Consider the following 25,625-nt stretch of genomic DNA (forward strand, 5'->3'; position numbering starts at 1 on the left):
CAGACGCATGCGCGGCGGGGTCCGGCGGGCGCAGCATCCCTGCAGCGCCCTCGAGCCCGCTGTCGCGAAACAGGGGGCCAAGGGCAGTATATGCCTCCCGCAGTCGCCGACAATCGCCGCATGACGCCACGCCACGACGCGCTTGCCGAGCTCCTGCTTGCCATCGAAAACGCGGCGGCCGCCGCCGGCCGGCCACGCGCCACCAGGCTGCTGGCGGTCTCGAAGACGCGCACCCCGTCCGAGGTCGCGGCGCTCGCCGACGCCGGTCAGGTGGCGTTCGGCGAGAACTACGTGCAGGAGGCCCTGCCCAAGATCGACGCACTGCGCGGACGTGGGCTGGAGTGGCACCTGATCGGCCACCTGCAGTCGAACAAGGCGAAGGACGCCGCCCTCGCGTTCGACTGGGTGCAGTCGGTGGACCGCCCCAGGCTGCTCGCCGCGTTGGCCAGGCACCGCCCCGCCGAGGCGCCGCCGCTGGACGTCCTCATCCAGGTCAACATCGACGACGAGGCCAGCAAGCACGGCTGCACGCCGATGGACGTCGATGCGCTCGCCGACGCCGTCGCCGCCGAACCGCGGCTGCGGCTGCGCGGGTTGATGGCGATCCCGGCGCCGCATGAAGACCCGGCACGCCGCCGCGCCGCATTCCGCGCGATGGCCCGCCTGTTCGCGGACCTGCAGGATCGCCATCCCGGCATCGACACCCTCTCGATGGGCATGAGCGAGGACTTCGCCGAGGCGATCGCGGAAGGTGCGACCATGGTCCGCATCGGCAGCGCCCTGTTCGGGCCACGCCCATCCAAGCACGAGGAATCCACGGCATGAACGACGCGATCGCCTTCATCGGCGGCGGCAACATGGCACGCAGCCTGGTCGGCGGGCTGGTGGCGCGCGGGCGCGACCCGGCCAGCATCCGCGTGGCCGAACCGGTCCCGCCGCTGCGCGATGCCCTGCGCCACGACTTCGGTGTCCTGGTGTTCGACGACGGCGCCGAGGCCGTGCGGGATGCCGCGACCTGGGTGCTGGCGACCAAGCCGCAGGTGCTGCGCGCGGTCTGCGAGGGACTGGCCGCGCAGGCACAGGCCAGCCGCCCGCTGGTGGTCTCGATCGCCGCCGGCATCACCGCCGCGCAGGTCGAGCGCTGGCTCGGCGGGGCGTTGCCGGTGGTGCGCACGATGCCGAACACGCCGGCCCTGCTGGGCGCCGGGGTGACCGGGCTGCACGCCACCGCGCGCGTCGACGGCGCCGGCCGCGAGCTGGCCGAAACCCTGCTGGCGGCAGCCGGCGAAACCGTGTGGATCGAGGACGAGGCGCAGATGGACGCGGTCACCGCGGTGTCCGGAAGCGGGCCCGCCTACGTGTTCCTGCTGGCGGAGGCGATGATCGATGCCGGGATCGCCGAAGGCCTGCCGCCGGAGGCCGCGCGCACGCTGGCGCTGCAGACCGTGCTCGGCGCCGCCCGCATGCTCACCGAATCCAGCGTCGATGCCGGCGAACTGCGTCGCCGCGTCACCTCGCCGAACGGCACCACCCAGGCCGCGCTCGACGCCTTCGAAGCCGGCGGCTTCCGCACCCTGGTCGCATCCGCCGTGCACGCCGCGCGCGTACGCGGGATGGAACTGTCCGCCGACAACGACTGAGGCCCGCATGCGCCTGCCCCTGCTGCTCCTGCTGCCGTTCGCCCTCGCCGCCTGCGACCGCGGCCAACCCGTGCGCGCGGCCGCGCCAATGGCCACGAGCAGCCAGGCCGTGACCGTCGGCGGCGCGACCCTGCAAGCCTCCACCATCGCCCTCGCCGACCTCACGCCCGCGGTGGCGACCCGCTACGGCATCGCCACCGGCAGCGAGGGCGCCTTGCTGCTGGTGACCGTACGCGACGCCGACGGCAACGCGCTCGCGCCCGGCGACCTCGCCCTGCAGGCCACCGCGACCGTGCTGCCGGATCCGCCCGCGCCGCTCGCACTGCGGGAGATCCGTACCGGCGAGCTCGTCGACTACATCGGCGAGGTCCGCGCCAAGGCGCCGGCCAGCGTGCAGTTCCGGCTCAGCGCCACCCGCGGCGGATCGCGCGCGGAGATGACCACCACCGCCGACGTCCAGCCGCGCTGAGCGCCGCCGCGTTCAGCGCTGCGGCGGCGCGCCCTGCGCCCAGGCGCGGACCCATCGCGCGATCTCGGCCACGCCCTCGGTCAGGGCCGCCGGCCCCGGCTGCAGGATGACCGGCGACTTGACCTCGTGGAGGTGTCCGTTGCGCACGGCGGGGATCGCATGCCAGCCGGGGCGCGCGGCAACCTTCTCCGGCCGGAATTTCTTGCCGCACCAGCTGCCGAGGATGATGTCCGGCGCGCGGCGGATCACCTCGTCGGGATCCTCGAGGATGCGCGCCTTCGCCAGCGGCTCCAGCGCGCGCTCCGGGAAGATGTCGTCGCCACCGGCGATGCGGATGAGTTCCGCCACCCAGCGGATGCCGGTGATCGGCGGTTCGTCCCATTCCTCGAAATAGACCTTCGGACGCCGCGGCAGCGCGGCCGCCTCGCGTTCGATCGCCGCAAGCCCGCGCTGCAGGCCGTCCGCATAGGCATGGGCCTTGTCGGCGGCGCCGACCAGCGCGCCCAGCCTGCGGATGTAGTCGAGGATGCCGGCCACGCTGCGGTGGTTGCTGATCCAGACCTCGACGCCGCGGCGCACGAGGTCGGCGGCGATGTCGGCCTGGATGTCGGAGAAACCGATCACGAAGTCCGGCTCGAGCTTGAGGATCTCGCCGATCTTCGCCGACGTGAACGCGCTGACCTTCGGCTTGTCCTTGCGGGCGATCGGCGGGCGCACGGTGAACCCGCTGATGCCGACGATGCGGTCCTGTTCGCCGAGCGCGTACAGGACTTCGGTGGGTTCCTCGGTCAGGCAGACGATGCGGCGCGGGCCGATCGCCATCGCGCTCACGGGTACAGCATCCGCCGCGACCAGCGGCCGTCGGCGTCGCGCTCGTGCAGGTCGCGCTCGTGCAGGCGGAACTGCGCGCCGTACCAGAACTCCACCGCGTCGGGCGCGACCCGGAAGCCGGTCCAGCCCGGCGGTCGCGGCACGTCGCTGCCGGCGAAGCGCGCCTCGGCCTCGGCGTAGCGTTGGTCGAACGTCGCGCGGTCGGGCAGCGTCTGCGATTGCCGGGACGCCCACGCGCCGAGCTGGCTCTCGCGCGGTCGACTGGCGAAATAGGCATCCGCTTCGGCGTCGTCGACGGCCGACACCGTCCCTTCGATGCGCACCTGCACGGCATTGCGCACGCGCGGCCAGAAGAACAGCAGGCTGGCGCGCGGGTTGGCAGCGAGTTCGCGGCCCTTGCGGCCCTCGACATGCGTGTAGAACACGAAGCCGTCGGGGCCGTGCGCCTTCAGCAGCACCATCCGCACCGACGGCCTGCCCCCCGCGTCGGCGGTGGCCAGCGCCATCGCGGTGGGGTCGGGCTCGCCGGCCGCGACGGCCTCCGCGAACAGGGCGTCGAAGGTGGCGAGGAGATCGGCGGGCAGCGTGTCCATGCGCGCATTGTCGCGCGCATGGACGGCCGCTGCACGCTCATTGCACGACGAACGTCACCCGAAGGTTGACCCGCCACTCCTGCACGTTGCCGGCATCGTCGGTGACGACCTTGATTTCGTTGACCCACGCGCCCTTGATGCCCTTCACCGATTCGGCGCATTTCTTGAGGCCGTGCTTGACCGCGTCCTCCATGCTGGTGGTGGAGGAGGCATTGAGTTCGATGACCTTGGCGACGGACATGGCGGTTCCCTTGTCTGCACCGGACGGAGCGCCGGCCCCGAGAGCGTCGCGCGCCGCGGGTTAAGCCCGCGCAGTGGCCGGTCGCGGGCTGTAGGATGCTGCGATGCGCCATGCCCGCCACATCGTCCTGGTCGGCCCGATGGGGGCCGGTAAGTCGCACCTCGGCCGCCTGCTCGCGCTGCGGATGGAACGCCCCTTCGTGGACGTCGATGCCGCCATCGAGGCCGCGGCCGGCTGCACCATCAATGCCCTGTTCGACAGCGAAGGCGAAGCCGGCTTCCGCACGCGCGAAGCGCGGGTGCTGGGCGACCTGCTGGCCGCCGCACCCGCGGTCATCGCCACCGGTGGCGGTGCGGTGCTGGCCGAGGCGAACCGCGCGGCGATGCGCGCCGCGGGCACCGTGGTGTACCTGGCCGTGCAGCCCGCCGTGCAACTCGCCCGCCTGTCCGGCGACGACACCCGCCCGTTGTTGCGAGATGCCGACGCCGGCGCGCGCCTGGCCGCGTTGCAGGCGTCTCGCGAACCGCTGTACCGCGAGGTCGCCGACCTCGTGTTCGACACCAGCAGCCTGTCGCCGGAGGCCGCCGCGGATGCGCTCGCGGCACGACTGGCGACCCGCGAGGACCTGCCCGCATGAGCGCCATCCAGTACGTCGAGGTCGGCGGTGCCGCACCGTATCGCATCGCCATCGGCCCCGGCCTGCTGAAGGCGCCGGCGCTGCTGGCCGAATGCCTGCGCGGGCGGCATGCGCTGGTCGCCAGCGACGGCAACGTCGCCCCGCTGTACCTGCACCGGGTCGAGGCCGCCCTGCGCGCCGCGCGCCCCGACCTGCGCCTGGGCCGGCTGGTGATCCCGCCCGGCGAGGGCGAGAAGACCCTGGGCAACTTCGCCGCCGCGCTCGATGCCCTGGCCGGGCTCGGCGCCACCCGCGATGCCTGCGTGTTCGCGCTCGGCGGCGGCGTGGTCGGCGACCTCGCGGGGTTCGCGGCGGCGTGCTGGATGCGCGGCATCGACGTGGTGCAACTGCCCACCACCCTGCTGGCGATGGTGGATTCCTCGGTCGGCGGGAAGACCGCGGTGGACATCCCGCAGGGCAAGAACCTGGTCGGCGCCTTCCACCCGCCGCGCGCGGTGATCGCCGACATCGGCACCCTGCGCAGCCTGCCGCCGCGCGAGCTGCGCGCCGGCTTCGCCGAAGTCGTCAAGTACGGCGCGATCGTCGACGCGCCCTTCCTCGACTGGCTGGAAGCGCAAGCGGACGGCCTGCTGGCCGGCGACGACGCCCTGCTCGCGCAGGCCATCGCCCGCAGCTGCGCGCACAAGGCCGCGATCGTCGAACGCGACCCGTTCGAACGCGGCGAGCGCGCCCTGCTCAATTTCGGCCACACCTTCGGCCATGCCATCGAAGCCGAGCAGGCCGCCGGAAGCGGCGGCTACGGCCACGGCCTCAACCACGGCGAAGCGGTGGCGGTCGGCATGGTGCTGGCGGCGCGGCTGTCGACCGCGCTCGGCCTGGCGGAGGCCGGCGATGGCGATCGCCTGCGGACGCTGCTCGCGCGCTTCGGCCTGCCGACGGCGCTGCCGGAGGGGCTGGAAGCCGGCGCGCTGGTCGCGCGCATGCGCCTGGACAAGAAGGCGCAGGCCAGCGGCTTGCGCTTCGTGCTCTGGGACGGCGCCGGGCGCGCGCGGGTGGTGGCCGACATCGACGAGGCAGCGGTGCTGGCCGTGCTGCGATAGCCGCAAGCGAGCCCCCTCCCCCAGCGTCCCCCTGCGGCGCAAGGGAGGGAGCAAGTCCCGCGGCCCGGCTACAATTGCGGGATGCGCCTGCTGCTGCAACAACGCCCCGAGGGCCGCGAGGCCCCGCGCTTCGTCCAGCTCCAGCTCCAGCCCGACCTGCTGGGCGGCTGGACGCTGCTGCGCGAAACCGGGCAGATCGGCGGACGCAGCACCTTGCGCAAGGACCTCTTCGCCGACCAGGCCAGCGCGATCGCCGCGCTGGAAGCGGCACGCGACGCGCAGCTCAAGCGCGGCTTCCAACTGATGTTCGCGCAGGGCGCGGACGCCCCCCGCTGACCGGAATCCCCACGTGACCCTGAAGAACAATCGCTTCCTGCGTGCGCTCCGCCGCGACCCCGTCGACTGCACCCCGGTGTGGCTCATGCGCCAGGCCGGCCGCTACCTGCCGGAGTACCGCGCGACGCGCAAGGCGGCGGGCAGCTTCCTGGCCATGGCCAAGACGCCGGACATCGCCTGCGAGGTCACCCTGCAGCCGTTGCGCCGGTTCCCGCTGGATGCGGCGATCCTGTTCTCCGACATCCTCACCGTGCCCGACGCGATGGGCCTGGGCCTTTACTTCGTCGAAGGCGAGGGCCCGAAGTTCGAGCGTCCGCTGCGTAGCCCGGCGGACATCGCCAGGCTGGCCGTGCCGGACATGGAAACCGACCTGCGCTACGTGATGGACGCGGTGCGCACGATCCGCCGCGAGCTGGACGGCAGCGTGCCGCTGATCGGCTTCTCCGGCAGCCCGTGGACGCTGGCCTGCTACATGGTCGAAGGCGGCGGCAGCAAGGACTGGGGCCGGGTCAAGGCGCTGGCGCTCAACGAACCGGCGGCCATGCACCAGTTGCTGTCCACGGTGACCGACGCGGTGATCGCCTACCTCGCCGCCCAGCGCGCGGCCGGCGCGCAGGCGCTGCAGGTGTTCGACACCTGGGGCGGGGTGCTCTCGCCGGCGATGTACCGCGAGTTCTCGCTGCCCTACCTCGCCCGCATCGCGCGCGAGCTCAAGACCGCCGACGTGCCGGTGATCCTGTTCGGCAAGGGCAACGCCCCGCACCTGGACGACCTGTTCGCCAGCGGCGCGGATGCGATCGGCGTGGACTGGACGGTCACCCTGGAGGATGCGGCGCGCCGCAACCAGGGCCGCGTGGCCCTGCAGGGCAACCTCGACCCGGCGATGCTGTACGGCAATCCCGACGCCGTCCGCGCGCAGGTGCGAGCCACCCTCGACAGCTACGCTGCGGGCAACGGCGGTTCCCGCGACGGGCACGTGTTCAACCTCGGCCACGGGCTGTCGCCGGACATGAACCCGGAGCACGTGGCCGCGCTGGTCGACGAAGTGCACGCCTACAGCCGGCGCTGAGGCCGCGTCACCGGGGGTGCTGCAGCACCTCCAGCGCCTGCGCCAGCATCGCGCCGGTCACCGGCTTGCGCAGGAAATCGTCGAAGCCGGCCGCGCGCGCCTGCGCCTCGGCATCCGCATCCGAGCGCGCGGTCACCGCGAGCAGCGGCAGGCTGCGGCCCTGCGCACGCAGCATCCGCGCCAAGGCCAGGCCATCCAGGCCCGGCAGGTCGAGGTCGAGCAGCGCGGCATCGAAGGGCTCGGTGCAGATCGCGGCCAGCGCCGCCAGCCCGTGCGGCACGTGCACCACGCGATGCCCGAGCGACTGCAGCAGGCCGACCATCGCCTCGGCCACGATCGCATCGTCCTCGACCAGCAACAGCCTGCGCCCATCCATGGGCGTCGCCACGGCCGGCGATGCGGCCTCGCCCGCGTCCTCCCCGATCGACGCGGAGGCCAACGGCAGCTCGACCACGAAGCGCGTGCCGCGCCCCGGCGTGCTGTCGACCGCGATCGCGCCGCCCATCGCCGCCGCCAGTTCCTGCGAGATCGCCAACCCGAGGCCACTGCCGCCGTAGCGCGATGCCGTGCGTGCGCCGTCGGCCTGCTCGAAGCGGCGGAACAGGCGCGCCTGCTGCTCGGCGCTCAGGCCGGGCCCGGTATCGCTGACGGCCAGGCGCAGGCCGGCGGGCGCCAACGGCGACACCGCCAGCGCCACCTCGCCGGTTTCGGTGAACTTGATCGCATTGCCGACCAGGTTCAGCAGGATCTGCTGCACGCGCGTGCGGTCGCCATGCAGCGCCGCCGGCACGCCCGCCGCGACCTCCAGCCGGAACGCCAGGCCCTTGCGCTCCGCGAGCGGCGCCATCAGCCCGGCGACGTCGTCCAGCAACGGACGCAAGGCGAAATCGGCGTTCGCCAATTCCAGCTTCCCGGCCTCGATCCGCGCGAGGTCGAGTGCATCGTTGACCAGCCGCAGCAGGTGTTCGCCGGCGTGCCGGATGGCATCGACCTGCCGCCGTTGCCGCGGGTCGAGCGGACTGGCGGCCAGCAATTCGCTCATCCCCAGCACGCCGGTCATCGGCGTGCGCACCTCGTGGCCGAGCGTGGCGAGGAAGCGCGACTTCGCTTCCGAGGCCTGCTCCGCGAGCGCCTGCCGCTGCTTCGCGAGCTGCCAGGCATGCCGGCGCTTGAGCCGCAGCCGGTAGGCGCGCGCCGCCCACGCCAGCAGCGCCAGCGTAGCGACGACGTACGCCAGCCACGCCCACGGCGTGCGCCACCACGGCGGTGGCACCCGGAACGCCAGCACCTGCTCGCGCGCGGCGTTGCCGGCGGCGTCGCGGGCGCGCATGCGCAAGCGGTAATCGCCCGGCGCAAGGCCGGTGAAGACGCGATCGCCGCTCGCGCCCAGCGCGATCCAGCCCGGGTCGAAGCCTTCCAGGCGCGACCAGTAGGTGTTCGCGGGCGGATCGTCGAAGGCCAGCAGGCGCGCCCCGATGCGGAATTCGCGGTCGGTGATGGCAGGCGCCGATGACCCGCCCCAGGCGAGGTCGCGCCAGTCGCCTTCGCGGCGCACCGACACGCGGTCGAAGCGCAGCGGCGGCAGGCCGGGACGCGGATCGGCCGCCGCGGTATCGACCAGCAGCACGCCGCCGTCCGCGGTGGCCGCCGCCAACACGCCGCGCGCGTCCATCGCGATCGCGCGGTCGAGGTATTCTTCGCTGGCCGCGCCGTCGTGCAGGCCCTGCCGGGTGAACAGGCGGCGCGCTGGATCCCAGCGCAGCAGGCCGCGCGACGAACTGATCCATGGCCGATGGCGGGCATCGATGCGCAGGCCCGCCGCCGCGACCGCCGGCATGCCGGCGGCCTGCCCGACCCGCTCGACCATGCGCCAGCCATTCCCCTCCCGCCGATGGCGCTCCAGTCCCGATTGCCGCTGCAACCAGAGCGTGTCCGGGCCGTCGAAGGCCAGCGCGTACACGCGTTCACCTCGCATCGACGCGACCGGCTCGAAGCGCGTCGCGCCGGGCCGCAGCACCGCGACGCCGGCATCGCCCGCCACCCACGCCACGCCGTCGGCCGCGACCACCAGCGCTTCGATATCCGCGGTCCCGAGGCCGCCGGCCTCGCCCGCGGCGATGTCGCGCAACACCCGGCCGGTCGCCGGGTCGCGCTGCTGCACGCCGCCACCGGGGGCCGACAGCCAGAGGCTGCCGTCCGCGGCCATCGCCAGTTGGTCGACCTGCCCGGCCGGCGCGGGATCGACCGCATCGCCGGCACGCCATTCGTCGATGGCGCCCTCCGGGGTGATGCGCAGCAGCCCGTTGCGATGCCCGAGCCACAGCCGGCCTGTCGCATCCTCAAGCAATGCAGCCGGCTTGGTGGTCGACAGGCGTGCCAGGCTGTCGGCTTCGAGCGGTTCGATGCGTCCGTCCGCATGCAGGCGCTCGACCACGCCGTTGTAGCCGGCCAGCCAGAACCCGCCATTCCGCGCCGGCGCGATGGCCCGGTACATGGCGCCGCGCAGGCCATCGCCCTCGCCTGCGTAGCGCGCCAGGTGGCGCCAGTCGGAACGCAGGTAGCCCAGGCCGAGGCCTGCCAGCGGTGCCCACAGGGCACCGTCGGGTTGCGCGACGAGGGTCATCACCGGGCGCGGGATGTCCGGGCCGCCCGGTTTCACCGGCACCGGGACCGTCTCGCCATGTTGCCGCCACAGCCCGCGCTGGCTGCCGATCCAGTGGTCGCCGGCGGCATCGGTGGCGATCGCGGTCAACGCATTCGGGCGCTGGAACATGGCGGACCAGGCCGGCTGGACCCAACGTCCCGACCGCTGCTGCCAGACCCCGAGCGAGGTGCCCGTCCACAGGCCATCCGCCTGCGGCACCAGCGCATACACGATCGGCGGCGCATCGGCCCCGGGCAGCGATTCGACCACCCAGCGCGCGCCGGTCCAGCGCGCGAGGCCGGCATCGGTCCCCGCCCAGGCCGTGCCCGCGGCGTCCACCGCCAGCGCCAGTACCGTGTCCGAGGGCAAGCCTTCCGGCTGCGCCTGGCGTCGCATGCGCCCGTCGCCATCGATGCGGGTGATGCCGGCATCGTAGGTGCCGACCCAGACCGCCTCGCCCTGCACCGCCAGCGACCACACCTCGTCGCTGCCCAGGCCATCGTCCTTGCGCAACCGGGTGAAACGCCGCCGTTGCGGGTCGAGGATGGCGATGCCGGCTCCTTCCACCGCGACCCAGATGCGGTCGCGCGCGTCCACCGCGAGGGCCTGGATGTTGTTGCCGGGCAGGCTGCCGGCATCGCCGGGGACATGCCGCCAGACCCGCATGCCCACGCCATCGTGGCGGGCCAGGCCATCGGCCGTGGCGATCCACAGGTAGCCGGCGCGATCGCGAGCCAGCGCCTTGATCTCGGTCGAGGGCAGGCCTTGCGCCGGACCGGCGACGCGGAAACGCGGCCGTTCGGGCACGCCGGCGAGCGCGCAGGCGCAGGCCAGCCACAGCCCCATCGCGATCCATCGCCAATGCTGCATGTCCCCTCCCCGCGGGCATGCTGACAACGCAGCGTTGCGCACGCAAGCACCCGGCCGCCCGGGGCGCCGCCTAGAATCCGGTGCGACACCAGCCGGGACACGCACGATGCCACTGAAGAATTCCGCCACCCGCTGGGGCAGCGTGAGCATCGGCCTGCACTGGCTGGTCGTGGCCCTGATCCTGCTGATGGCATGGATCGGGCTGCGCATGGGCGGCATGCCCAACGGCCCGGACAAGATCGCCACCTACGCGCTGCACAAGTCGGTCGGGATCAGCATCCTCGCGCTGGCGGTGTTGCGGCTGGCATGGCGCGCGGTGACCGGCGCACCCGCGCACGTTGCCGGCACGCCCCCGTGGCAGGCGCGCATTGCGACCCTCGCGCACGTCGCGCTGTACGCCCTGTTGCTGGCGATCCCGCTCAGCGGCTGGGTGGTGAACTCCAGCGCCGGCTTCCCGCTGCAATGGTTCGGCCTGTTCAACCTGCCGGCGATCGCAGGCAAGGACCAAGGCCTGCACGCCCTCGCCGAGCAGGTCCACGAATGGTTGTTCTGGACCTTGGTGCTGGTCGCGGTGGCGCATGCCGCGGCCGCCATCCACCACCACCTGTTCCTGCGCGACGACACCCTCGCCCGCATGCTGCCGCGCGGCTGGCTGCGCGTGGCCGACAAGGAGACCCCGGATGCGTAAGACCCTCCTGCTGCTGCTCGCCCTGGCCTGCGCGCCCGTGCTGGCCGCCGACTACGTGCAGCAACCCGGCTCGACGCTGGCCTTCGCCGGCAAGTACCAGGGCGAGGTGTTCACCGGCCGCTTCCCGGCCTTCACCACGCGCCTGGCGTTCGACCCGGCACGGCTCGACGCCGCCCGCCTCGACGTCGCCATCCCGCTGGCCGACGCCACCACCGGCAATGCCGACTACGACGGCGAGCTGCTCGGGGCGTCGTTCTTCGACGTCGCCAAGTTCCCGCAGGCGCGTTTCACCGCCGCCCGCTTCCGCGCGCTCGGCGGCAACCGCTATGCCGCCGACGGCAGCCTGTCGCTGCGCGGCACGAGCAAGCCGGTCACCCTCGAATTCACCTGGACGCCGGGCGCGCGCCCGGTGCTCGCCGGCAAGGCCACGGTGTCGCGGCTGGTCTTCGGCGTGGGCGGCGGCGACTGGGCGGACACCGCGCTGCTCCCGGATGCCATTGCGATCAGCACCCGGGTGGTGTTCGCGCCGGGGAAGTGACGTTCAGCGCACGGCGAGGAACGCGCGCACCCGCGCCGCGTCGAACGGCCAGTCGAGCTCGCGCTCGCCGGCGGCATCGCGCAGCACCGGCACGCGCAGGCCGTAGCGCGCTTCCAGCGCCGCGTCGTCGTCGATGAACACGCTCTCGAAGTCCGGCGCGCGCGCGGCGGCCAGGGCCGCGAGCGCCTGGTCGCAGAGGTGGCAGTGGTCCCGTTGGTAGAGCAGCAGCGCCATACGCCCGCGTCCGTGGCCGTCGCCGGAGCGGCCTAGAATACCCGGCCACTTCGTTGGATCCGCGCCGCATGGCTGTCTCCACGTTCGACCTCTACAAGATCGGCATTGGCCCGAGTTCCTCGCACACGGTCGGCCCGATGCGCGCGGCGGCGCGCTTCGTCGAGCACCACCTGGCCGAAGCCGGGCGCCTGCAGGACGTCGTGCGCGTGCGCGCCGAGGTGTTCGGCTCGCTGGCCCTGACCGGGCGCGGCCACGGCACCGACAAGGCGGTGCTGATGGGCCTGGAGGGCCACTGGCCCAACCACATCGACCCCGACCTCATCCCCGCCGCGCTGGCCCGCATCCGCGGCGAGAAGCGCCTGCACCTGCACGGCGCGCATGCCATCGCCTTCGACGAGAAGCGCGACCTGGTGATGAACAAGCGGCAGAAGCTGCCCTTCCACACCAACGGCATGCGCTTCATCGCCTACGCGGCGGACGGCAGCGAGATCGCCAGCCGCGACTACTACTCGGTCGGAGGCGGGTTCGTGGTCAATGCCGACGAGGCCGCCGAGGACCGCATCGTCGCCGACGAGACCCCGCTGGCATGGCCCTTCCAGACCGGCGCGGAACTGCTGGCGCAATGCGAACGCAGCGGGCTGTCGATCGCCGCGCTGATGTTCGAGAACGAGAAGGCCTGGCGCAGCGAATCCGACATCCGCGACGGCCTGCGCGAGCTGTGGCTGGCGATGCAGTCCTGCGTGGCGCGCGGCATCCGCGAGACCGGCACCCTGCCCGGCGGCCTGCACGTGTCGCGACGCGCGCCGACCCTGCATGCCGAGTTGTCGGCGCGGCCCGAGGCGGCGATGCGCGACCCGCTGACCGTGCTCGACTGGGTCAACCTGTACGCGCTCGCGGTGAACGAGGAAAACGCCGCCGGTGGCCGCGTGGTGACCGCGCCGACCAATGGCGCCGCCGGCATCATCCCCTCGGTGCTGCACTACTACGACCGCTTCTGCCCCGGCGCCAGCGAACAGGGCGTGTTCGATTTCCTGCTCACCGCCGCCGCGGTCGGCATCCTCTACAAGGAGAACGCCTCGATCTCCGGCGCCGAAGTCGGCTGCCAGGGCGAGGTCGGCGTGGCCTGCTCGATGGCGGCCGCGGGCCTGACCGCCGCGCTCGGCGGCACGCCCGGCCAGGTCGAGAACGCCGCGGAGATCGGCATGGAGCACAACCTCGGCCTGACCTGCGACCCGATCGGCGGCCTGGTGCAGATCCCGTGCATCGAGCGCAACGCGATGGGCGCGGTCAAGGCGATCAACGCCAGCCGCATGGCCCTGCGCGGCGACGGCAAGCACAAGGTGAGCCTCGACAAGGTGATCCGGACCATGCGCGACACCGGCCGCGACATGCAGGACAAGTACAAGGAAACCAGCCGCGGCGGGCTGGCGGTCAACGTCATCGAGTGCTGAATCCCGCCTCCGCGGCGACCCCGCCCGATAGGACCAACGGGCATTACCCAACCGGCCCGGTCCGGGGCTAGACTCGTTGGATGCAAGCCGGACTGGCGGGCGTGACACGGGGGGCACTGCTGACCGGCCTGTACTTCGCCGGGGCGGTGGTCGCCGTGTTTTTCCTGCGCACGCCCGCCGATGTCACCCTGTTCTGGCCCGCCGCGGGCATCGGCTTTGCCGCCGTCGTGCGGCACGGCTTGGGTTACGTCCTTGCCATCCCGGTCGCGACCCTGCTGCTCCACCTGCTGGTCGTCCCCGTCCCGCCTGCCTTCCTGCCTTATTCGATCGCGAGCAACACGCTGGCGACCCTGCTCGCGGGTTGGTACGTGCGCCGGCACGCCACCCGCATCCGCCTGCGCACCGCGGACGGGATCCTCCTGCTGCGCGGCGGGCTGCTGCTCAGCATGACCAGCGCCACGATCGGCGTGGTGGGCATGGTGGATGCCGGCATGGTCGGCCCCGAAGGGGCGGCGGGCGCCGCCCTGCAATGGGCGCTCGGCGACCTGCTCGGCCTGGCCAGCACGGCCCCCCTCGCGTTGTACCTGCTTGGCGGCGGGCTGGATCGCCCCTCGCCCTACCGCACCCGCGCCGGCAACCGCGAGATCGCGCTGTGGGCGACCCTACTGGTCCTGATGCTCGCGCTGGTCTACGCGGTCGGGGTGATGGGCACGCGCTACCCGCTGGGCGTGGCCAGCCTGCCGCTGGCGCTCCTGCTGTGGTCGGCGACGCGCTACCCGCCACTGGTCACGCTGGTATCGACCTCGCTGGTGATCATCGCGGTCGGACTGATGATGGGGCTCGGGCTGGGTGGCTTCGAACGCCCATCCGCGCTCCACGACAGCGCGCTGCTGATGGGCATGCTGGTGTTGTTCGCGATCATCCCCGTCCTGCTGCTGGCGTCGCGCCAGGAACACGCGCATGCAAGCGCCGCGCTGCACCAGCGGGCGACGCGCGACACCCTCACCGACCTGCTGAACCGCGATACCTTCGAGGAACAGGCGCGCCTGGCGCTCGCCGGCGGCGATGGCCCGCTGTCGCTGCTGTACGCGGACCTCGACCACTTCAAGCTGGTCAACGACTCCGCCAGCCACGTGGCGGGGGACGAGATGATCCGGCGCATCGCCGCGCTGTTCCGCGAGGAATTCGGCGACGATGCGATGGTGGCGCGCACCGGTGGCGACGAATTCGCGGTCCTGGTGCCGATGGACGAACGCACCGCGAGCACGCGTGCGCGCCGGGTGCTCGCGGCGATCGAGGGGCTGCGCGTCGCATGGCAGGGGCAGAACCTCGGCACCACCGGCAGCATCGGCATCGCCACCAGCCAGGCCCCGCACCTCGCCTTTGACGAACTGCTCTCGCAGGCCGACGCCGCCTGCTTCACCGCGAAGGAATTGGGCGGCAACCGCCTGTTCGCCGCGACCTCCAACCCCGACGACATCCGCGACCGCACGCGCGCCATGCACTCCGCGATCGCGGCGCGCGAGGCGCTGGACCAGCGCCGTTTCGAATTGTGGTGCCAGCCAATCGTCGACCTCCGCGAGGCGGGGCCCGCGCACGGGCATTTCGAGATCCTGGTGCGCTGGCTGGACGGGGATGGCCAGTTGCGCGCGCCGGCGGAGATGATCGCCGCCGCGGAGCGCTACCGCATCGGCCCGCGCCTCGACCGCCACGTGGTGGATGCCACCCTGACCTGGCTGGAACGCCATCCGGACCAGGCGTCGGCGGTGGAACTCTGCAGCATCAACATCGGCGGCACCACCCTGGTCGACGAGGATTTCGGCGACTACCTCGCGGCGCGCCTGCGCCGCAGCCCGCTGCATCCGAACCAACTCTGCCTGGAGATCACCGAGACCAGCGTGGTCCGCGACATGACCCGCGCACGCCGTTTCATCGGCCGGCTGCGTGCGCTCGGATGCCGTTTCGCCCTCGACGACTTCGGTACCGGGTTCTGCTCCTTCGGTTACCTGCGCGACCTCGACGTCGACTTCCTCAAGGTCGACGGCAGCTTCGTGCGCGACCTGGAGAACGGCGGCATGTCGGGGGCGGTGGTGCGCTCGATCACCGAGATCGCGCACCTGCTCGGCAAGCAGGCGGTGGCGGAGCAGGTGGAGACCGCGGAGCAACTCGAGTTGCTGCGGCAGATCGGCGTGGACTTCGGGCAGGGCTACGTGTTCCAACGCCCCCGGCCGATCGATGCGTTCTTCGGCCTGGACGCCACCGGCGAGGCCTGAGCGCGCGCCGCCTCCGCCTGGATCGCCAGGGCATCGTCGAGCATCGCCGCCGCGGTCACCTGCGCGCCCGCGCCGGGCCCCTGGATTACCAGCGGGCGCTCGCTGTAACGGTCCGACCAGATCGCGACCCGGTTGTCGGTGCCGCCGCTGATCGCCAGCGGATCGTCCGCGGCCAGTGCCTCCAGTCCCACCGTCGCGCGGCCGCCCGCCTGTAGCCGGGCCACCAAGCGCAGTTTGGCGCCTCCCTTGTAGGCCGCCGCGAAACGCTCGCGCATCGGCGCATCGAGCACCGGCAACGCGTCGTCGAAGGCGGCCACCGGTGCGTCGCGCAGCGCCGGCGGCACCAGCGAATCGACCTGCACCGCATCGCTCTCGAGGGCGTGTCCGGCGGTGCGCGCGAGGATCAGCAACTTGCGGCGCACGTCCTCGCCGGAGAGATCGTCGCGCGGGTCGGGCTCGGTGTAGCCGGCGTCGCGGGCCGCGCGCACGAAGTTCGAGAACGGCCGCAATCCGTCGTAATGGTGGAACAGCCAGGCCAGCGAGCCCGACAGCACGCCAGCGACGGCATGGATGCGGTCGCCGCCCGCCTGCAGTTCGCGCAAGCTGCGCAGGATCGGCAGGCCTGCGCCCACCGTGGCGCTGTCGCCATAGCGGGCCGCCCCGTGCCGACGCGCCGCCTGGATCGACGCCCAGCGCGCGAGCGGACCGCCCTGCCCCAGCTTGCAGGCGGTCACCACGTGGATGCCGTGCGCCAGCCAGTCCGCGTGGCGCTCGGCGACCGCCTCGGACGCGCTCGCATCCAGCACGATGCGGCAACCGCCGCCGTCGAGCGCGTCAGCGACCGCGTCCAGCGAGGCCGCCACCGGCTGGCTTTGCCCGAGCAGCGCGCCGACCTCGACCGGGATGCCCGCGGGGTCGTGCAGGGCGTGCCGGGAATTGGCGGCATACACCAGTCGCAGGCGATCGCCGAACGGCGTGCCCGACCAGGCCGCCAGTCGCGCCCAGGCCGCGCTGCCGACGGTGCCGGTGCCGAGCAAGGCGACCCTTGCACCCGTCGCCGCGCGCAAGGGCGCGACCCGCGCGCTCACGGCAGCGCCTGGCGTTTGCCTGCCGCGCCCACCGCGGCCGCGCGCGCCAACGCGGCCGCGAGGTCGGCCAGCAGGTCGTCCACGTGTTCGATGCCCACCGACAGGCGCAGCAGGCCGTCGGTGATGCCCGCCGCCGCGCGCGCCTCGGGGGCCATCGCCGCGTGGGTCATCGTCGCCGGGTGCGCGACCAGGCTCTCCACGCCGCCGAGCGATTCGGCCAGGGTGAAGGCCTCCAGCCCGTCGAGGAACGCGCGCACCGCGGCCTCGCCACCTTCCAGCTCCACGCTCAGCATCGCGCCGAAACCATGTTGTTGCCGCGCCGCCAGCGCATGGCCGGGATGCGCGGGCAGGCCGGGGTAATGCAGGGCGCGCACCGCCGGATGACCCTCGAGCAACTCGACCAGCGCCGCGGTGTTCTCCTGGTGCACGCGCAGGCGGGCGTCCAGGGTGCGCAGGCCGCGCAGGGTCAGGAAGCTGTCGAACGGCGAGCCGGTGATGCCCAGGCAGTTCGCCCACCAGGCGAACTGCTCGTGCAAAGCGGCGTCGCGCGCCACCACCGCGCCGCCGACCACGTCGCTGTGGCCGTTGATGTACTTGGTGGTCGAGTGCACCACGACGTCGGCGTCGAAGTCGGCGATCGGCCGCTGCAGCGCCGGCGACAGGAAGGTGTTGTCGACCACCGCGCGCGCACCGGCCTTGTGCGCGGCCTCGATCACGAAGCGCAGGTCGGTGATGCGCAGCAGCGGGTTGGACGGCGTCTCGATCCACACCAGCGAGGGACCGCGTTCCAGCGCCTGCGCCAGCGCGCGCGGGTCGGTGAGGTCGCAGGTGGCCAGCGTGAAGGCGCCCTTGTTCGCCAGCGCGTTGAACAGGCGCCAGCTGCCGCCGTAGCAGTCGTGGGGGACCACCAGCACGTCCCCCGGCCGCAGCAGGGTGTTGAGGACGAGGGTGATCGCGGCCATCCCGGTGGCGGTGACCACGCCGCCGGCGCCACCCTCCAGTTCGGCCAGCGCTTCGCCCAGCAGGTCGCGGGTCGGGTTGCCGCTGCGGGTGTAGTCGTAGGTGCGCTTCTCGGCGAAGCCGGCGAAGCTGAAATTGCTCGAGAGGACCAGCGGCGGGGTCACCGCGCCGTAGGCGGGATCGCGGTCGATGCCGGCGCGCACCGCGCGGGTGGCGCGACGACACGCGGTGGCGCTGGCGGTATGCGGGGCGTGGCTCATACGGAAGCTCCGGTGCGGTCGCTGTAGGGGGCGGCATCGGCCTGCGGCCGCGGTCGTGGATCCAGTTCGGCCCGCAGCACGGCATCGATGCGCGCGGTTTCCTTGAGGAAGGCGTCGTGCCCGTAGGGCGAGCGCAACACCCGCAGGCGGCTGCCCGGGCCCAGGCCCTCGACCAGCGCCACCGCGTCGGACAACGGCACTAGGCGATCGCCCTCCACTGCGACGACCAGGGTGGGCACGCGGACCGCCGCCGGATCGATGGCATGCAGGTCGATCGACTCCGACAAGCGCAGCCAGCCGGTCGCGGCGATGCGCGAGACGAACTTCGCGCCCGCGGCTTCGAGGTAATCCTCGGCGGCGACGCGCACATGCCCGTTCTCCAGCACCGGCGGCGCGTCGAAACGCTCGCCGAATTCCTCCGGCGTGCGGTAACTGAGCATCGCGAACTGCCGTGCCAGCGACAGCCCCTGGTCGTCGGCGCATTGCAGCTGGCCCAGCGCGACCGCCTTGCGCTGCAGCGCGCGCCACGCCGAGGCGTAGGGATGCGGCCGGTGCGCGCCGCTTACCGCGACCAGCTTGCGCAGCCGCGCCGAATGGCGGATCGCCAGCTGCAGGCCGACCAGCGCGCCGTAGGAATAGCCGACGAAGGCCTCCAGCGCCTCGATCCCCAGCGACTCCAGCAGCAACGCGATCGCGTCGGCCTGGTCGGCGGTATCGATGGGCGCATCCAGGCTGCCATCGGCGCCGAGGTAGTCGAAGCACAGCACGCGGCGTTGGCCGGGCGCCAGCACGCGGCCGGCATCGAGCAGGCCCTGCGCCCAGCCCGGCGCGGCATCCACCGCATTCGCCGCGGCATGGCGGTGCGCGGAAATGCCGCCGGCGAGGAAGACCACCGGGGCAGCGGCCGGACCGACCAGCTCGTAGGCGAGGCGCAGCTTGCGCGTCCCGGCGTGGCGCGTGGCGAGGACGGCGTCGACGCTGCCGCGCAGCACCTGCGCGCGATCGTTGGTGCAGGCATCGGGGCCGGCCGTGGCCGCGTCCGGCCGCAAGGTCCCGGCCGGGGGAGGGGTGGCGCGCTTGGGGGCGTTGCGTTCGGCGAGGCTCACGGCACGGCTCCGATGGAAGGGCTCCATCGGCATCGCGGGGGTCCGGAAGGCCGGCGTCGCCGGCAGCGCGCGCCGCTGTCGCGGCATCGCACCCATCTTCCGGGAACGCGCAGGTCCCCGCAGGATTTGGCACCGCGACCGGGCGGCTGCCTGCGCAGCGCGCCCCATCAGGTTGCCCCGGCGTCCTTGGGCCTGTCCCTCAGCCGGTCTTGATGGATGGGCGCAGTCTGGACGCGCCCGACCCATGTGTCAATCGCTTTATCCGGATGAAGCGATTCATATTCCGAATCGTCATGTCGGGGTTGTTGGGCAATACTCCCCGGCTTCCGCAATTGCCTGGCCCGTCCACTTGGAAATCCGCCGCCTGAACTCCTTGCGCGCGCTCGCCGCGCTGATCGTACTGGTGGGGCACTACAGCAACCGCGCGCAGTTGTGGGATGCCGTCCTCGGCACCCGGGCACCGCAACTGGGCGTGATGCTGTTCTTCCTGCTCAGCGCGTTCCTGATGACGATCCTGTACATGGATCGCCACCCCACGCGCGATGCGATGGCGACCTACGCATGGGCGCGCGCGGCGCGGGTGCTGCCGCTGTTCGTGGTGGTGGTGCTGGCTTCGTACCTGCTGGGCAAGCTGCCGGTCGCCTGGTTGCAGGCCTCGGTCTACGCGATCCCGGACTGGAAGGCCGTCGCCTCGCACCTGCTCTTCCTGTTCGGCGTGCAGGTGCTGTGGACCATTCCCGCCGAGATCCATTTCTACGCGATCTTCGCCCTGCTCTGGTGGCTGCGTCCCCGGCTTCCGCTCGCCCTGCCGCTCTTTTGCGCTGTGGTGCTCGGCATCTTCGCGAGCGGACACTGGCCGCTGGGGCCCAAGCAGCCCATCAACGGGTTCCCGATCGACCTGCCACTCCTGCGCGGCCTGCCCTATTTCGTCGCCGGCATGCTGCTTGGCCTGCTCTACCTGCGCTGGCGTCCGCCCGCGCGCTGGCAGCACCCCCCCTATGCCGCCGCAGGCCTCGGCCTCGTCCTGCTGCTGTACCCGGCCATCCTCGAGCGCCTGACTGGCTGGACCTACGTGATGTGGTTCAACCCGCTGGTCCTGCTGGTGATGGCGCTGGCCTTCTTCTGCGTGGTGTTCATGGCCCCCGCGGGCAACCGCCTGCTGGAGAGCCGCGTCGGCGACTACCTCGGCAAGATTTCGTATTCGCTCTACCTGCTGCACTTCCCGATCCTGCTGGCGCTCGGCAAGTTCGGCATGGCCCGCGGGGAGCTTGGCCTGCTGCTTTTCCTCGCGCTCACGATCGCAGCCGCCGCCCTCAGCTTCCGGCTGGTGGAAGCCCCTGCGCGACGCGCGATCCGCCGCCTCGGCACGCGCGGGCATGGGCGCGGGACGGCCGCAGGCTGAGCGGGGACGCGATGCGCCGCGCCTGGCTCCTGCTGCTTGCCGCATCGCTCGGGGCCTCGCCCGCAAGCACGGGATCGGAACCGGCAGCGGCAACGGCGACCCTCGCCTCGCTGCGGATCGAGGCCGGCGATGGCGAGTACCTGGCGTGGGCTGACAATCGCCTCGCGGGACCGATCGAAGTGCTGCTGACCGGCAACACCGGCCGCGATGCGCGTAGCGACCCGCCGCTGCCGGCCCGTGCCACCGTCGGCGCGGGCGACAGTGCGCTGGTCGCGCGGTTGCAGGTGCCCGCGATCGGGATCGGGGCACTGCACCTCAGCCTGCGTGGCGTGCCCGGCCACCCCGGCGCCCGCCCACGCGACGTGGCCTACCTGCCGCCGGTGCCGCCCGATTCCTTGCGGATCGAGCAAGGGTGGGGAGGCTCCGCGAGCCATGACGACGACGAGAACCGCCACGCGCTCGATTTCGCCGCAGACCCCGGCACGCCCGTGCTGGCCGCACGCGGGGGAACCGTGATGCAGGTCGAGGCGGGGTTCCGCGGATCGGGGCTGGACCGCGCCCGTTTGCTCGATCGCGCCAACCTCGTGCGCATCCTGCACGACGATGGGACGATGGCGTTGTACGCCCATCTCGCCCCCGACGGCGCGCGGGTGCGCCCCGGCCAGCAGGTGCTCGCAGGCGAGCAGATCGCGGTGTCCGGCAACACGGGCTACAGCAGCGGCCCGCACCTGCATTTCGTGGTGCAGGTGAATCGCGGCCTGCGCCTGGTCTCGGTGCCGTTCCGCATGCCGGGGGTCCTGCCCCCCTGATCGCGGGGTCGCGGTGCGCACGCTGCTGCGACACGATGCAGCGTCTCTCAAGGATGCGGGATGTCGGCATCGGGCCCGGAAGGGCACTGGCGCGCCCGGGGACCGTGGACCAGGCACGGTTCCTAGGGCGCGACCAGCCCGCGCCGCGCGGCTTCGAGCGTGGCTTCCGCACGCGTTCCCACGCTGAGCTTGCGATAGATATCCTTGAGGTAGCCGGATACCGTGTGGCGCGACAACGCCAGCACCGTGGCCACCTCGCCCACGGTCAGGCCCTTGGCGGTCAGCCGCAGCACTTCGGTCTCGCGCGGGGTCAGCGGCACCTGCGCCTCGCCGGCATCGACCGCGGGCTGGAAATGCCGCAGCAAGCGCCGCGCGATCGAGGCAGACAGCGGTGGCTGCCCATCGACGATCCCGCGCAGCATGGCGGCGAGCGCATCGCGATCCCGGTCCTTCAACACGTAGCCCTGCGCACCCGCGCGCAGCGCCGGGAACAGGTGGGCGTCATCGTCGAACACGGTGGCCACGATGCAGAACGTGCCAGCGCCGCGTTGCTGCAAGGCCTCGATCAGCTGGATGCCGCTGCCGTCCGGCAAGCCCAGGTCGACCAGCGCGAGCGCCGGCGGCGGATCGATCCGCGCCAGTCCCTCGGCCACGCTGCCCGCCAGCGTGACGGCGATTCCCGGGAATGCCGCTTCCACCGCGGCCGCCAGCCAGGCGCGCGCGCCCGGCAGGTCGTCGACCACCAGCGCGCTGGCGAAGGCCACGGCCGCGTCGCTCACGGCGCGTCCTCCAACGGCACCCGCAGCAGGACCTTGGCGCCGCCGGCGGTGCCGGCCACCCAATCGATCTGCCCATCGAGCGCATCGGCGCGGTGCTGCATGCCGCGCATGCCCGCACCCGCCCGCGCGTGGCCGGCGACGCCGCTGCCGTCGTCGGTGAGTTCCAGCAGCAGCTCGCCGCGCGCGGCGCGCACCCGCACCCGCACCTGCCGGGCCTGTGCATGGCGGATGGTGTTGCTCAGCGACTCGCGCACGATGCGATGCAGGTGCAGGGCGCGCGCGCTGTCCAGCACCGGATCCGGCAAGGCGTCGTCCGCGTCCCAGGCCAGGCCGATGCCGACCGCTGACAGGCGTTGCGAGGCTTCGCTGCGGATGTCGGCGAGGACGTCGCCCAAGGTGCCCGGCGTGCCGCGCGAGCGGGTGACCACGTCGCGCAGGTCCTGCAGGATCGCCCGCGCGAGGTCGGCCTGCACCGGCGATTCGGCCTGGTACACCAACCCGAGCAGCTTCGCGCCGAGGTCGTCGTGCAGGTCCGCGTAGATGCGCTCGCGCTCCTGGCGCACGGCCTGGTCGCGCGATTCCGCCTCGACCACCCGCAACCGCGCCTCGCAGGCGGCCAGCGCCTGCACGGCGGCGCGGCGTCTGAATGAACCGACAATTGCGAATATGACGGCAAGCGTCAACAAAAAGACCAATGTCGGCAGCGCATCAGCCCGCATGTGCCAAACCTGTTACGTAAGCTCATGATGCGCGGGCCGCAACTGCAAGCAAGAAGAGCGATTGCAGTTCCGGCCCGCTGAGGATTAACTAACGCTCAATCAATCGTAAACAATACCATCCGACTTGACGACGGCGTCATAGACGGTCCCGTCCGATTTCACAGCAGAATCATAAATCGTCCCGTCCGACTTCACGACTTGACTCTCCTCGTCGTGCTGCTGACTTTCAAAAATTGACGAAATCCATTCGAAAATATCAAACGAGAAATCCACCGGGGTAGAGGCGTGCGCGTGCGCAACTGCAGGAGATGCGACGCACGCAATAAGCACTGCGAGGAAAAGCTTCTTCACGAATTATGCCCTCAGGTTTACGCATATGGATTAGAAACGAAGAGACCAGGAGCCGCTAAGAAAAGCTGATTAGATTCGATAATCAACCTTCAGTGAAAGCAACTCCGCGTCCATACTAAGGTTTCGATAAACGAACTCCAAGTTTTTCGCCGCTTTCAACGTACGCTCATGGGTACTCCCGAATTTCGCCTGCAAGCGCGCCAGGCTCTCCTCCAGCACATGGCGCGCCTCTTCGAAGCGACCAAGTTTGCCCAGGCACTCGCCACGGTTGCTGGCGAAGATCGCCGCGAAGGGATGATCCGCACCCAACCGCGCACGCACTTGCGCATCCAGCGCCTCGAATTCGCGCAGGGCTTCGTCGAGCCGCCCGCGTTTCATCAAGAGCATCCCGAGGTTGTTGCGCGGCGCGAACGTGTCTGGCGCACCCGGACCACCCAGGCGCTCCTGGGCCTGGAGTAGCGCGCGCAGAAGTCGCTCTGCACCATCGAGATCGCCCTGGTCCTCCAGGCCGTAGGCCAGGACGCTGCGCGCGACCAGCGCCTTGGCGTCGCCATCGGGCCTGTTGGCATCCAGCCATGCGCTCGCTTGCCGTACCAGCGGCACGCCCTCATCCGGCTGCTTGTGCTCGATCAGGAACGAGCCCAGGTTGAACTGGCTGATCACGGTCGCCGGGTGCTTGTCGCCCAGCACCGCGAGCCTGCCGTCTGCGGCATGCCTGAACGCCGCTTCCGCGGCTTCGGCATTGCCGATCTTGTTCTCGACCACGCCGAGCTGGTTCCACGCATACAGCGTCTGCGGGTGGCGCTCGCCGAACACCCTCGCATGGCGTGCGACCGCGTCGCGGCTCTCCGCGAGTGCCGCCTCGTAGTCGCCATCGAGCTGCAATGCGGATGCCAGCTGCAATTGCAGGCCAAGGGTGCGCTGCGCATCGACACCAAGCGCCTTGCGCGCCTCCGGCAACAGCGCACGCAAGGCGACGATCGCCTCCTTCTGCTTGCCCGTCTCACGCAACAGTTCGGCGGCCGACTCCTCCATTGCGATGCGCAAGGAAGGCGTCAGTTGCGCATGTCGGGACCGCAGTCCGGCCAATTCCTTCTCGCCGGCCTCGTAATCGCCAGCGGCGATGGCACTGCGCGCGCGACCCAACAACAACTCGTCGCGCAGCATCGATGGAGACGTCTCGACACGGAGGGCATCTTCGAAGGCTGCGCGCGAGCGCGCCCCATCGCCGAGCCCCAGCCACGTGACACCCAGCACCTGATGCAGGCGCGCCGTCGCGCCAGGCGACAAGTTCGCACTCTTCAATTCGGCCGACGCGACGTCGAGGATGTCCCGGACCCGCAGGTCCCTGCCCTGGGCCTGCTCCGGGTCCGCCTCGGTCAACATGGTCTCGACGAAGCCGTTGACCGCGGCCAGTTCGTTGGCGCGGGCTTCGGCCTCGGCCAAGGCGGCGCGCGCCCGCTGCGCGGCGAGGGTGCTGACCACGGTCGCGGTCGACAGGGCCAGGAACACGATGGCGGCGGCGGCGCTGAGCGCGCGATGCCGGCGCACGAAACGGGTGGCGCGGTAGGCCGCGGTGGGCGCACGCGCCTGCACCGGGCGCGAGCCGAGCACGGCCTCGAGGTCGTCGGCGAAGGCAGCGGCGCTCGCGTAGCGCTGCGCGGGCTCGGAGGCCAGCGCCTTCATCACCACCAGGTTGAGGTCGCCGCGCGCCGCGCGGTTGAGCCGCTCCAGCGGTTCCGGGTCCTCGCGGCGGATGATGTCCAGCGCCTCGAACAGGGTCGACGTGCTGAGCCGCGGATGCGGCAGGCGGCCGGACAGCATTTCGTAGCCCATCGCGCCCAGCGCATAGACGTCGCTGCGCGCGTCGGCATCGCGCGCCTGCCCGGACAACTGCTCCGGGCTCATGTACGGCAGGGTGCCCATGACCTGCCCGGCCTGGGTCATGTCGGCGGCGGCGTCGCCCTGCAGGCGGGCGATCCCGAAGTCCAGGATCTTCGGCTGGCCGCGCTCGTCGACCAACACGTTGGACGGCTTCAGGTCGCGGTGGACGATGCCGCGCTGGTGGGCGAACTCCGCCGCGCGCGCCAGCTGCGCCAGCAGGCCGATGCGCGTGCGCAGGTCGGGCTTGGCCTTGGCCAGGTGCTCGCGCAGGTCGGGGCCGCGGACCAGCTCCAGCGCGAACCACGGCGACGGCAGCCCGCCCACCAGGTCCTCGCCGGCGGCGTACAGCCGCACGATCCCGGGATGCTCGAGCTGGCCGAGGATCTCGACCTCGCGATGGAAGCGCTCCAGCGCCCCGCGCGATACGCCGCGGACCACCTTGAGCGCCACGTCGCGCGGTGGATGCGATTCGCGGGCCAGGTAGACCCGGCCCATGCCGCCCTCGCCCAGCAGGCCGAGGATGCGGTACGGCCCGATGGCCTCGGGCAGGCTGGCGGCGGCCTGCGCCTGTTCGTCCAGCGCCTGGGTGGCGTCGTTGTCCTGCACCAGCAGCTCCCCCTGCACGATGGGGCCATGCTGCCGGCACCGGTATA

Annotated in this window: 25 protein-coding genes and 1 riboswitch; of the genes, 13 read left to right on the forward strand and 12 right to left on the reverse strand. The window is 71.9% G+C overall.

Features of this window, described 5'->3' with window-relative positions:
* Positions 1 to 120: 120 nt before the first annotated feature.
* The 3 genes from ON759_RS05835 to ON759_RS05845 are packed head-to-tail and all read left to right on the forward strand — an operon-like array spanning position 121 to position 2,109.
* On the forward strand, positions 121 to 825 hold the full coding sequence (locus ON759_RS05835; protein WP_271679417.1) for a YggS family pyridoxal phosphate-dependent enzyme: 705 nt from the start codon (positions 121 to 123) through the stop codon (positions 823 to 825).
* Positions 822 to 1,640: a pyrroline-5-carboxylate reductase gene (proC, locus tag ON759_RS05840; protein WP_271679418.1), complete on the forward strand. Its 819-nt coding sequence runs from the start codon at positions 822 to 824 to the stop codon at positions 1,638 to 1,640. The genes ON759_RS05835 and proC overlap by 4 nt, the downstream gene beginning before the upstream one ends.
* Before the next feature lie 7 nt (positions 1,641 to 1,647).
* On the forward strand, positions 1,648 to 2,109 hold the full coding sequence (locus ON759_RS05845; protein ID WP_271679419.1) for a DUF4426 domain-containing protein: 462 nt from the start codon (positions 1,648 to 1,650) through the stop codon (positions 2,107 to 2,109).
* 12 nt (positions 2,110 to 2,121) lie between these two features.
* On the opposite strand, the gene ON759_RS05850 is transcribed toward ON759_RS05845, so the two are convergent.
* Genes ON759_RS05850 through ON759_RS05860 form a run of 3 tightly spaced genes read right to left on the reverse strand, consistent with a single transcriptional unit; the run spans position 2,122 to position 3,774 of the window.
* Positions 2,122 to 2,931 carry a cobalamin-binding protein gene (locus tag ON759_RS05850; RefSeq protein WP_271679573.1) on the reverse strand — a complete coding sequence of 270 codons (810 nt, stop codon included), beginning with the start codon at positions 2,929 to 2,931 and terminating at the stop codon, positions 2,122 to 2,124.
* A gap of 5 nt (positions 2,932 to 2,936) precedes the next feature.
* Positions 2,937 to 3,533, reverse strand: a complete 597-nt coding sequence (pdxH, locus tag ON759_RS05855) for a pyridoxamine 5'-phosphate oxidase (protein ID WP_271679420.1) — start codon at positions 3,531 to 3,533, stop codon at positions 2,937 to 2,939.
* Positions 3,534 to 3,570: 37 nt separating this feature from the next.
* Positions 3,571 to 3,774, reverse strand: coding sequence for a dodecin family protein (locus tag ON759_RS05860; protein ID WP_271679421.1), 204 nt, complete (start codon positions 3,772 to 3,774; stop codon positions 3,571 to 3,573).
* A 103-nt stretch (positions 3,775 to 3,877) separates the two neighbouring features.
* Between ON759_RS05860 and ON759_RS05865 the strand changes: the two genes are divergently transcribed.
* The 4 genes from ON759_RS05865 (at position 3,878) to hemE (ending at position 6,916) form a co-directional block, all read left to right on the forward strand.
* Entirely contained in the window at positions 3,878 to 4,411 is a 534-nt protein-coding gene (locus ON759_RS05865; RefSeq protein WP_271679422.1) for a shikimate kinase, read from the forward strand.
* Positions 4,408 to 5,511: a 3-dehydroquinate synthase gene (gene aroB / locus ON759_RS05870; RefSeq protein ID WP_271679423.1), complete on the forward strand. Its 1,104-nt coding sequence runs from the start codon at positions 4,408 to 4,410 to the stop codon at positions 5,509 to 5,511. The genes ON759_RS05865 and aroB overlap by 4 nt, the downstream gene beginning before the upstream one ends.
* A gap of 81 nt (positions 5,512 to 5,592) precedes the next feature.
* Positions 5,593 to 5,847 (forward strand): WGR domain-containing protein, encoded by a 255-nt coding sequence (locus ON759_RS05875; RefSeq protein ID WP_271679424.1) that lies wholly within the window; start codon positions 5,593 to 5,595, stop codon positions 5,845 to 5,847.
* A 13-nt stretch (positions 5,848 to 5,860) separates the two neighbouring features.
* Positions 5,861 to 6,916, forward strand: coding sequence for a uroporphyrinogen decarboxylase (gene hemE, locus ON759_RS05880; RefSeq protein ID WP_425608448.1), 1,056 nt, complete (start codon positions 5,861 to 5,863; stop codon positions 6,914 to 6,916).
* A gap of 7 nt (positions 6,917 to 6,923) precedes the next feature.
* Here hemE and ON759_RS05885 read toward each other — a convergent pair whose 3' ends face one another.
* Entirely contained in the window at positions 6,924 to 10,430 is a 3,507-nt protein-coding gene (locus tag ON759_RS05885) for a hybrid sensor histidine kinase/response regulator (RefSeq protein ID WP_271679425.1), read from the reverse strand.
* Positions 10,431 to 10,536: 106 nt separating this feature from the next.
* Between ON759_RS05885 and ON759_RS05890 the strand changes: the two genes are divergently transcribed.
* Together ON759_RS05890 and ON759_RS05895 are read left to right on the forward strand one after the other, a co-directional pair.
* Positions 10,537 to 11,118, forward strand: coding sequence for a cytochrome b (locus ON759_RS05890; RefSeq protein ID WP_271679426.1), 582 nt, complete (start codon positions 10,537 to 10,539; stop codon positions 11,116 to 11,118).
* Positions 11,111 to 11,656: a YceI family protein gene (locus ON759_RS05895; protein ID WP_271679427.1), complete on the forward strand. Its 546-nt coding sequence runs from the start codon at positions 11,111 to 11,113 to the stop codon at positions 11,654 to 11,656. The genes ON759_RS05890 and ON759_RS05895 overlap by 8 nt, the downstream gene beginning before the upstream one ends.
* Positions 11,657 to 11,659: 3 nt before the next feature.
* Here ON759_RS05895 and ON759_RS05900 read toward each other — a convergent pair whose 3' ends face one another.
* Positions 11,660 to 11,890 (reverse strand): glutaredoxin family protein, encoded by a 231-nt coding sequence (locus ON759_RS05900; protein WP_271679428.1) that lies wholly within the window; start codon positions 11,888 to 11,890, stop codon positions 11,660 to 11,662.
* Between the two features lie 68 nt (positions 11,891 to 11,958).
* Here ON759_RS05900 and ON759_RS05905 point away from each other — a divergent pair, with 68 nt between their 5' ends.
* Positions 11,959 to 13,341, forward strand: a complete 1,383-nt coding sequence (locus ON759_RS05905; RefSeq protein ID WP_271679429.1) for an L-serine ammonia-lyase — start codon at positions 11,959 to 11,961, stop codon at positions 13,339 to 13,341.
* Between the two features lie 80 nt (positions 13,342 to 13,421).
* Positions 13,422 to 15,614: a putative bifunctional diguanylate cyclase/phosphodiesterase gene (locus ON759_RS05910; protein ID WP_271679430.1), complete on the forward strand. Its 2,193-nt coding sequence runs from the start codon at positions 13,422 to 13,424 to the stop codon at positions 15,612 to 15,614.
* On the opposite strand, the gene ON759_RS05915 is transcribed toward ON759_RS05910, so the two are convergent.
* The 3 genes from ON759_RS05915 to metX are packed head-to-tail and all read right to left on the reverse strand — an operon-like array spanning position 15,548 to position 19,028.
* Positions 15,548 to 16,702, reverse strand: a complete 1,155-nt coding sequence (locus tag ON759_RS05915; RefSeq protein ID WP_271679431.1) for a homoserine dehydrogenase family protein — start codon at positions 16,700 to 16,702, stop codon at positions 15,548 to 15,550. The two genes, ON759_RS05910 and ON759_RS05915, sit on opposite strands and share 67 nt — an antisense overlap.
* Entirely contained in the window at positions 16,699 to 17,922 is a 1,224-nt protein-coding gene (locus ON759_RS05920) for an O-succinylhomoserine (thiol)-lyase (protein ID WP_271679432.1), read from the reverse strand. The genes ON759_RS05915 and ON759_RS05920 overlap by 4 nt, the downstream gene beginning before the upstream one ends.
* Positions 17,919 to 19,028 (reverse strand): homoserine O-succinyltransferase MetX, encoded by a 1,110-nt coding sequence (gene metX, locus ON759_RS05925; protein ID WP_271679433.1) that lies wholly within the window; start codon positions 19,026 to 19,028, stop codon positions 17,919 to 17,921. The genes ON759_RS05920 and metX overlap by 4 nt, the downstream gene beginning before the upstream one ends.
* Positions 19,029 to 19,117: 89 nt before the next feature.
* A riboswitch (SAM riboswitch) is annotated at positions 19,118 to 19,247 on the reverse strand.
* A 130-nt stretch (positions 19,248 to 19,377) separates the two neighbouring features.
* Between metX and ON759_RS05930 the strand changes: the two genes are divergently transcribed.
* Together ON759_RS05930 and ON759_RS05935 are read left to right on the forward strand one after the other, a co-directional pair.
* A complete protein-coding gene (locus tag ON759_RS05930; RefSeq protein ID WP_271679434.1) occupies positions 19,378 to 20,430 on the forward strand; it encodes an acyltransferase family protein in 1,053 nt (350 codons plus the stop codon).
* An 11-nt stretch (positions 20,431 to 20,441) separates the two neighbouring features.
* Complete coding sequence (locus ON759_RS05935; RefSeq protein ID WP_271679435.1) at positions 20,442 to 21,239, forward strand: M23 family metallopeptidase; 798 nt, start codon at positions 20,442 to 20,444, stop codon at positions 21,237 to 21,239.
* A gap of 122 nt (positions 21,240 to 21,361) precedes the next feature.
* On the opposite strand, the gene ON759_RS05940 is transcribed toward ON759_RS05935, so the two are convergent.
* The 4 genes from ON759_RS05940 to ON759_RS05955 form a co-directional block, all read right to left on the reverse strand.
* Positions 21,362 to 22,018 carry a response regulator gene (locus ON759_RS05940; RefSeq protein ID WP_271679436.1) on the reverse strand — a complete coding sequence of 219 codons (657 nt, stop codon included), beginning with the start codon at positions 22,016 to 22,018 and terminating at the stop codon, positions 21,362 to 21,364.
* Positions 22,015 to 22,647, reverse strand: coding sequence for a sensor histidine kinase (locus ON759_RS05945; RefSeq protein WP_271679437.1), 633 nt, complete (start codon positions 22,645 to 22,647; stop codon positions 22,015 to 22,017). The genes ON759_RS05940 and ON759_RS05945 overlap by 4 nt, the downstream gene beginning before the upstream one ends.
* A gap of 189 nt (positions 22,648 to 22,836) precedes the next feature.
* Entirely contained in the window at positions 22,837 to 23,088 is a 252-nt protein-coding gene (locus tag ON759_RS05950; protein ID WP_271679438.1) for a hypothetical protein, read from the reverse strand.
* Between the two features lie 69 nt (positions 23,089 to 23,157).
* Entirely contained in the window at positions 23,158 to 25,596 is a 2,439-nt protein-coding gene (locus tag ON759_RS05955; protein WP_271679439.1) for a serine/threonine-protein kinase, read from the reverse strand.
* Between the last annotated feature and the right edge of the window lie 29 nt (positions 25,597 to 25,625).

Source organism: Thermomonas mangrovi (genome assembly GCF_028201335.1).
Taxonomy (GTDB): domain Bacteria; phylum Pseudomonadota; class Gammaproteobacteria; order Xanthomonadales; family Xanthomonadaceae; genus Thermomonas; species Thermomonas mangrovi.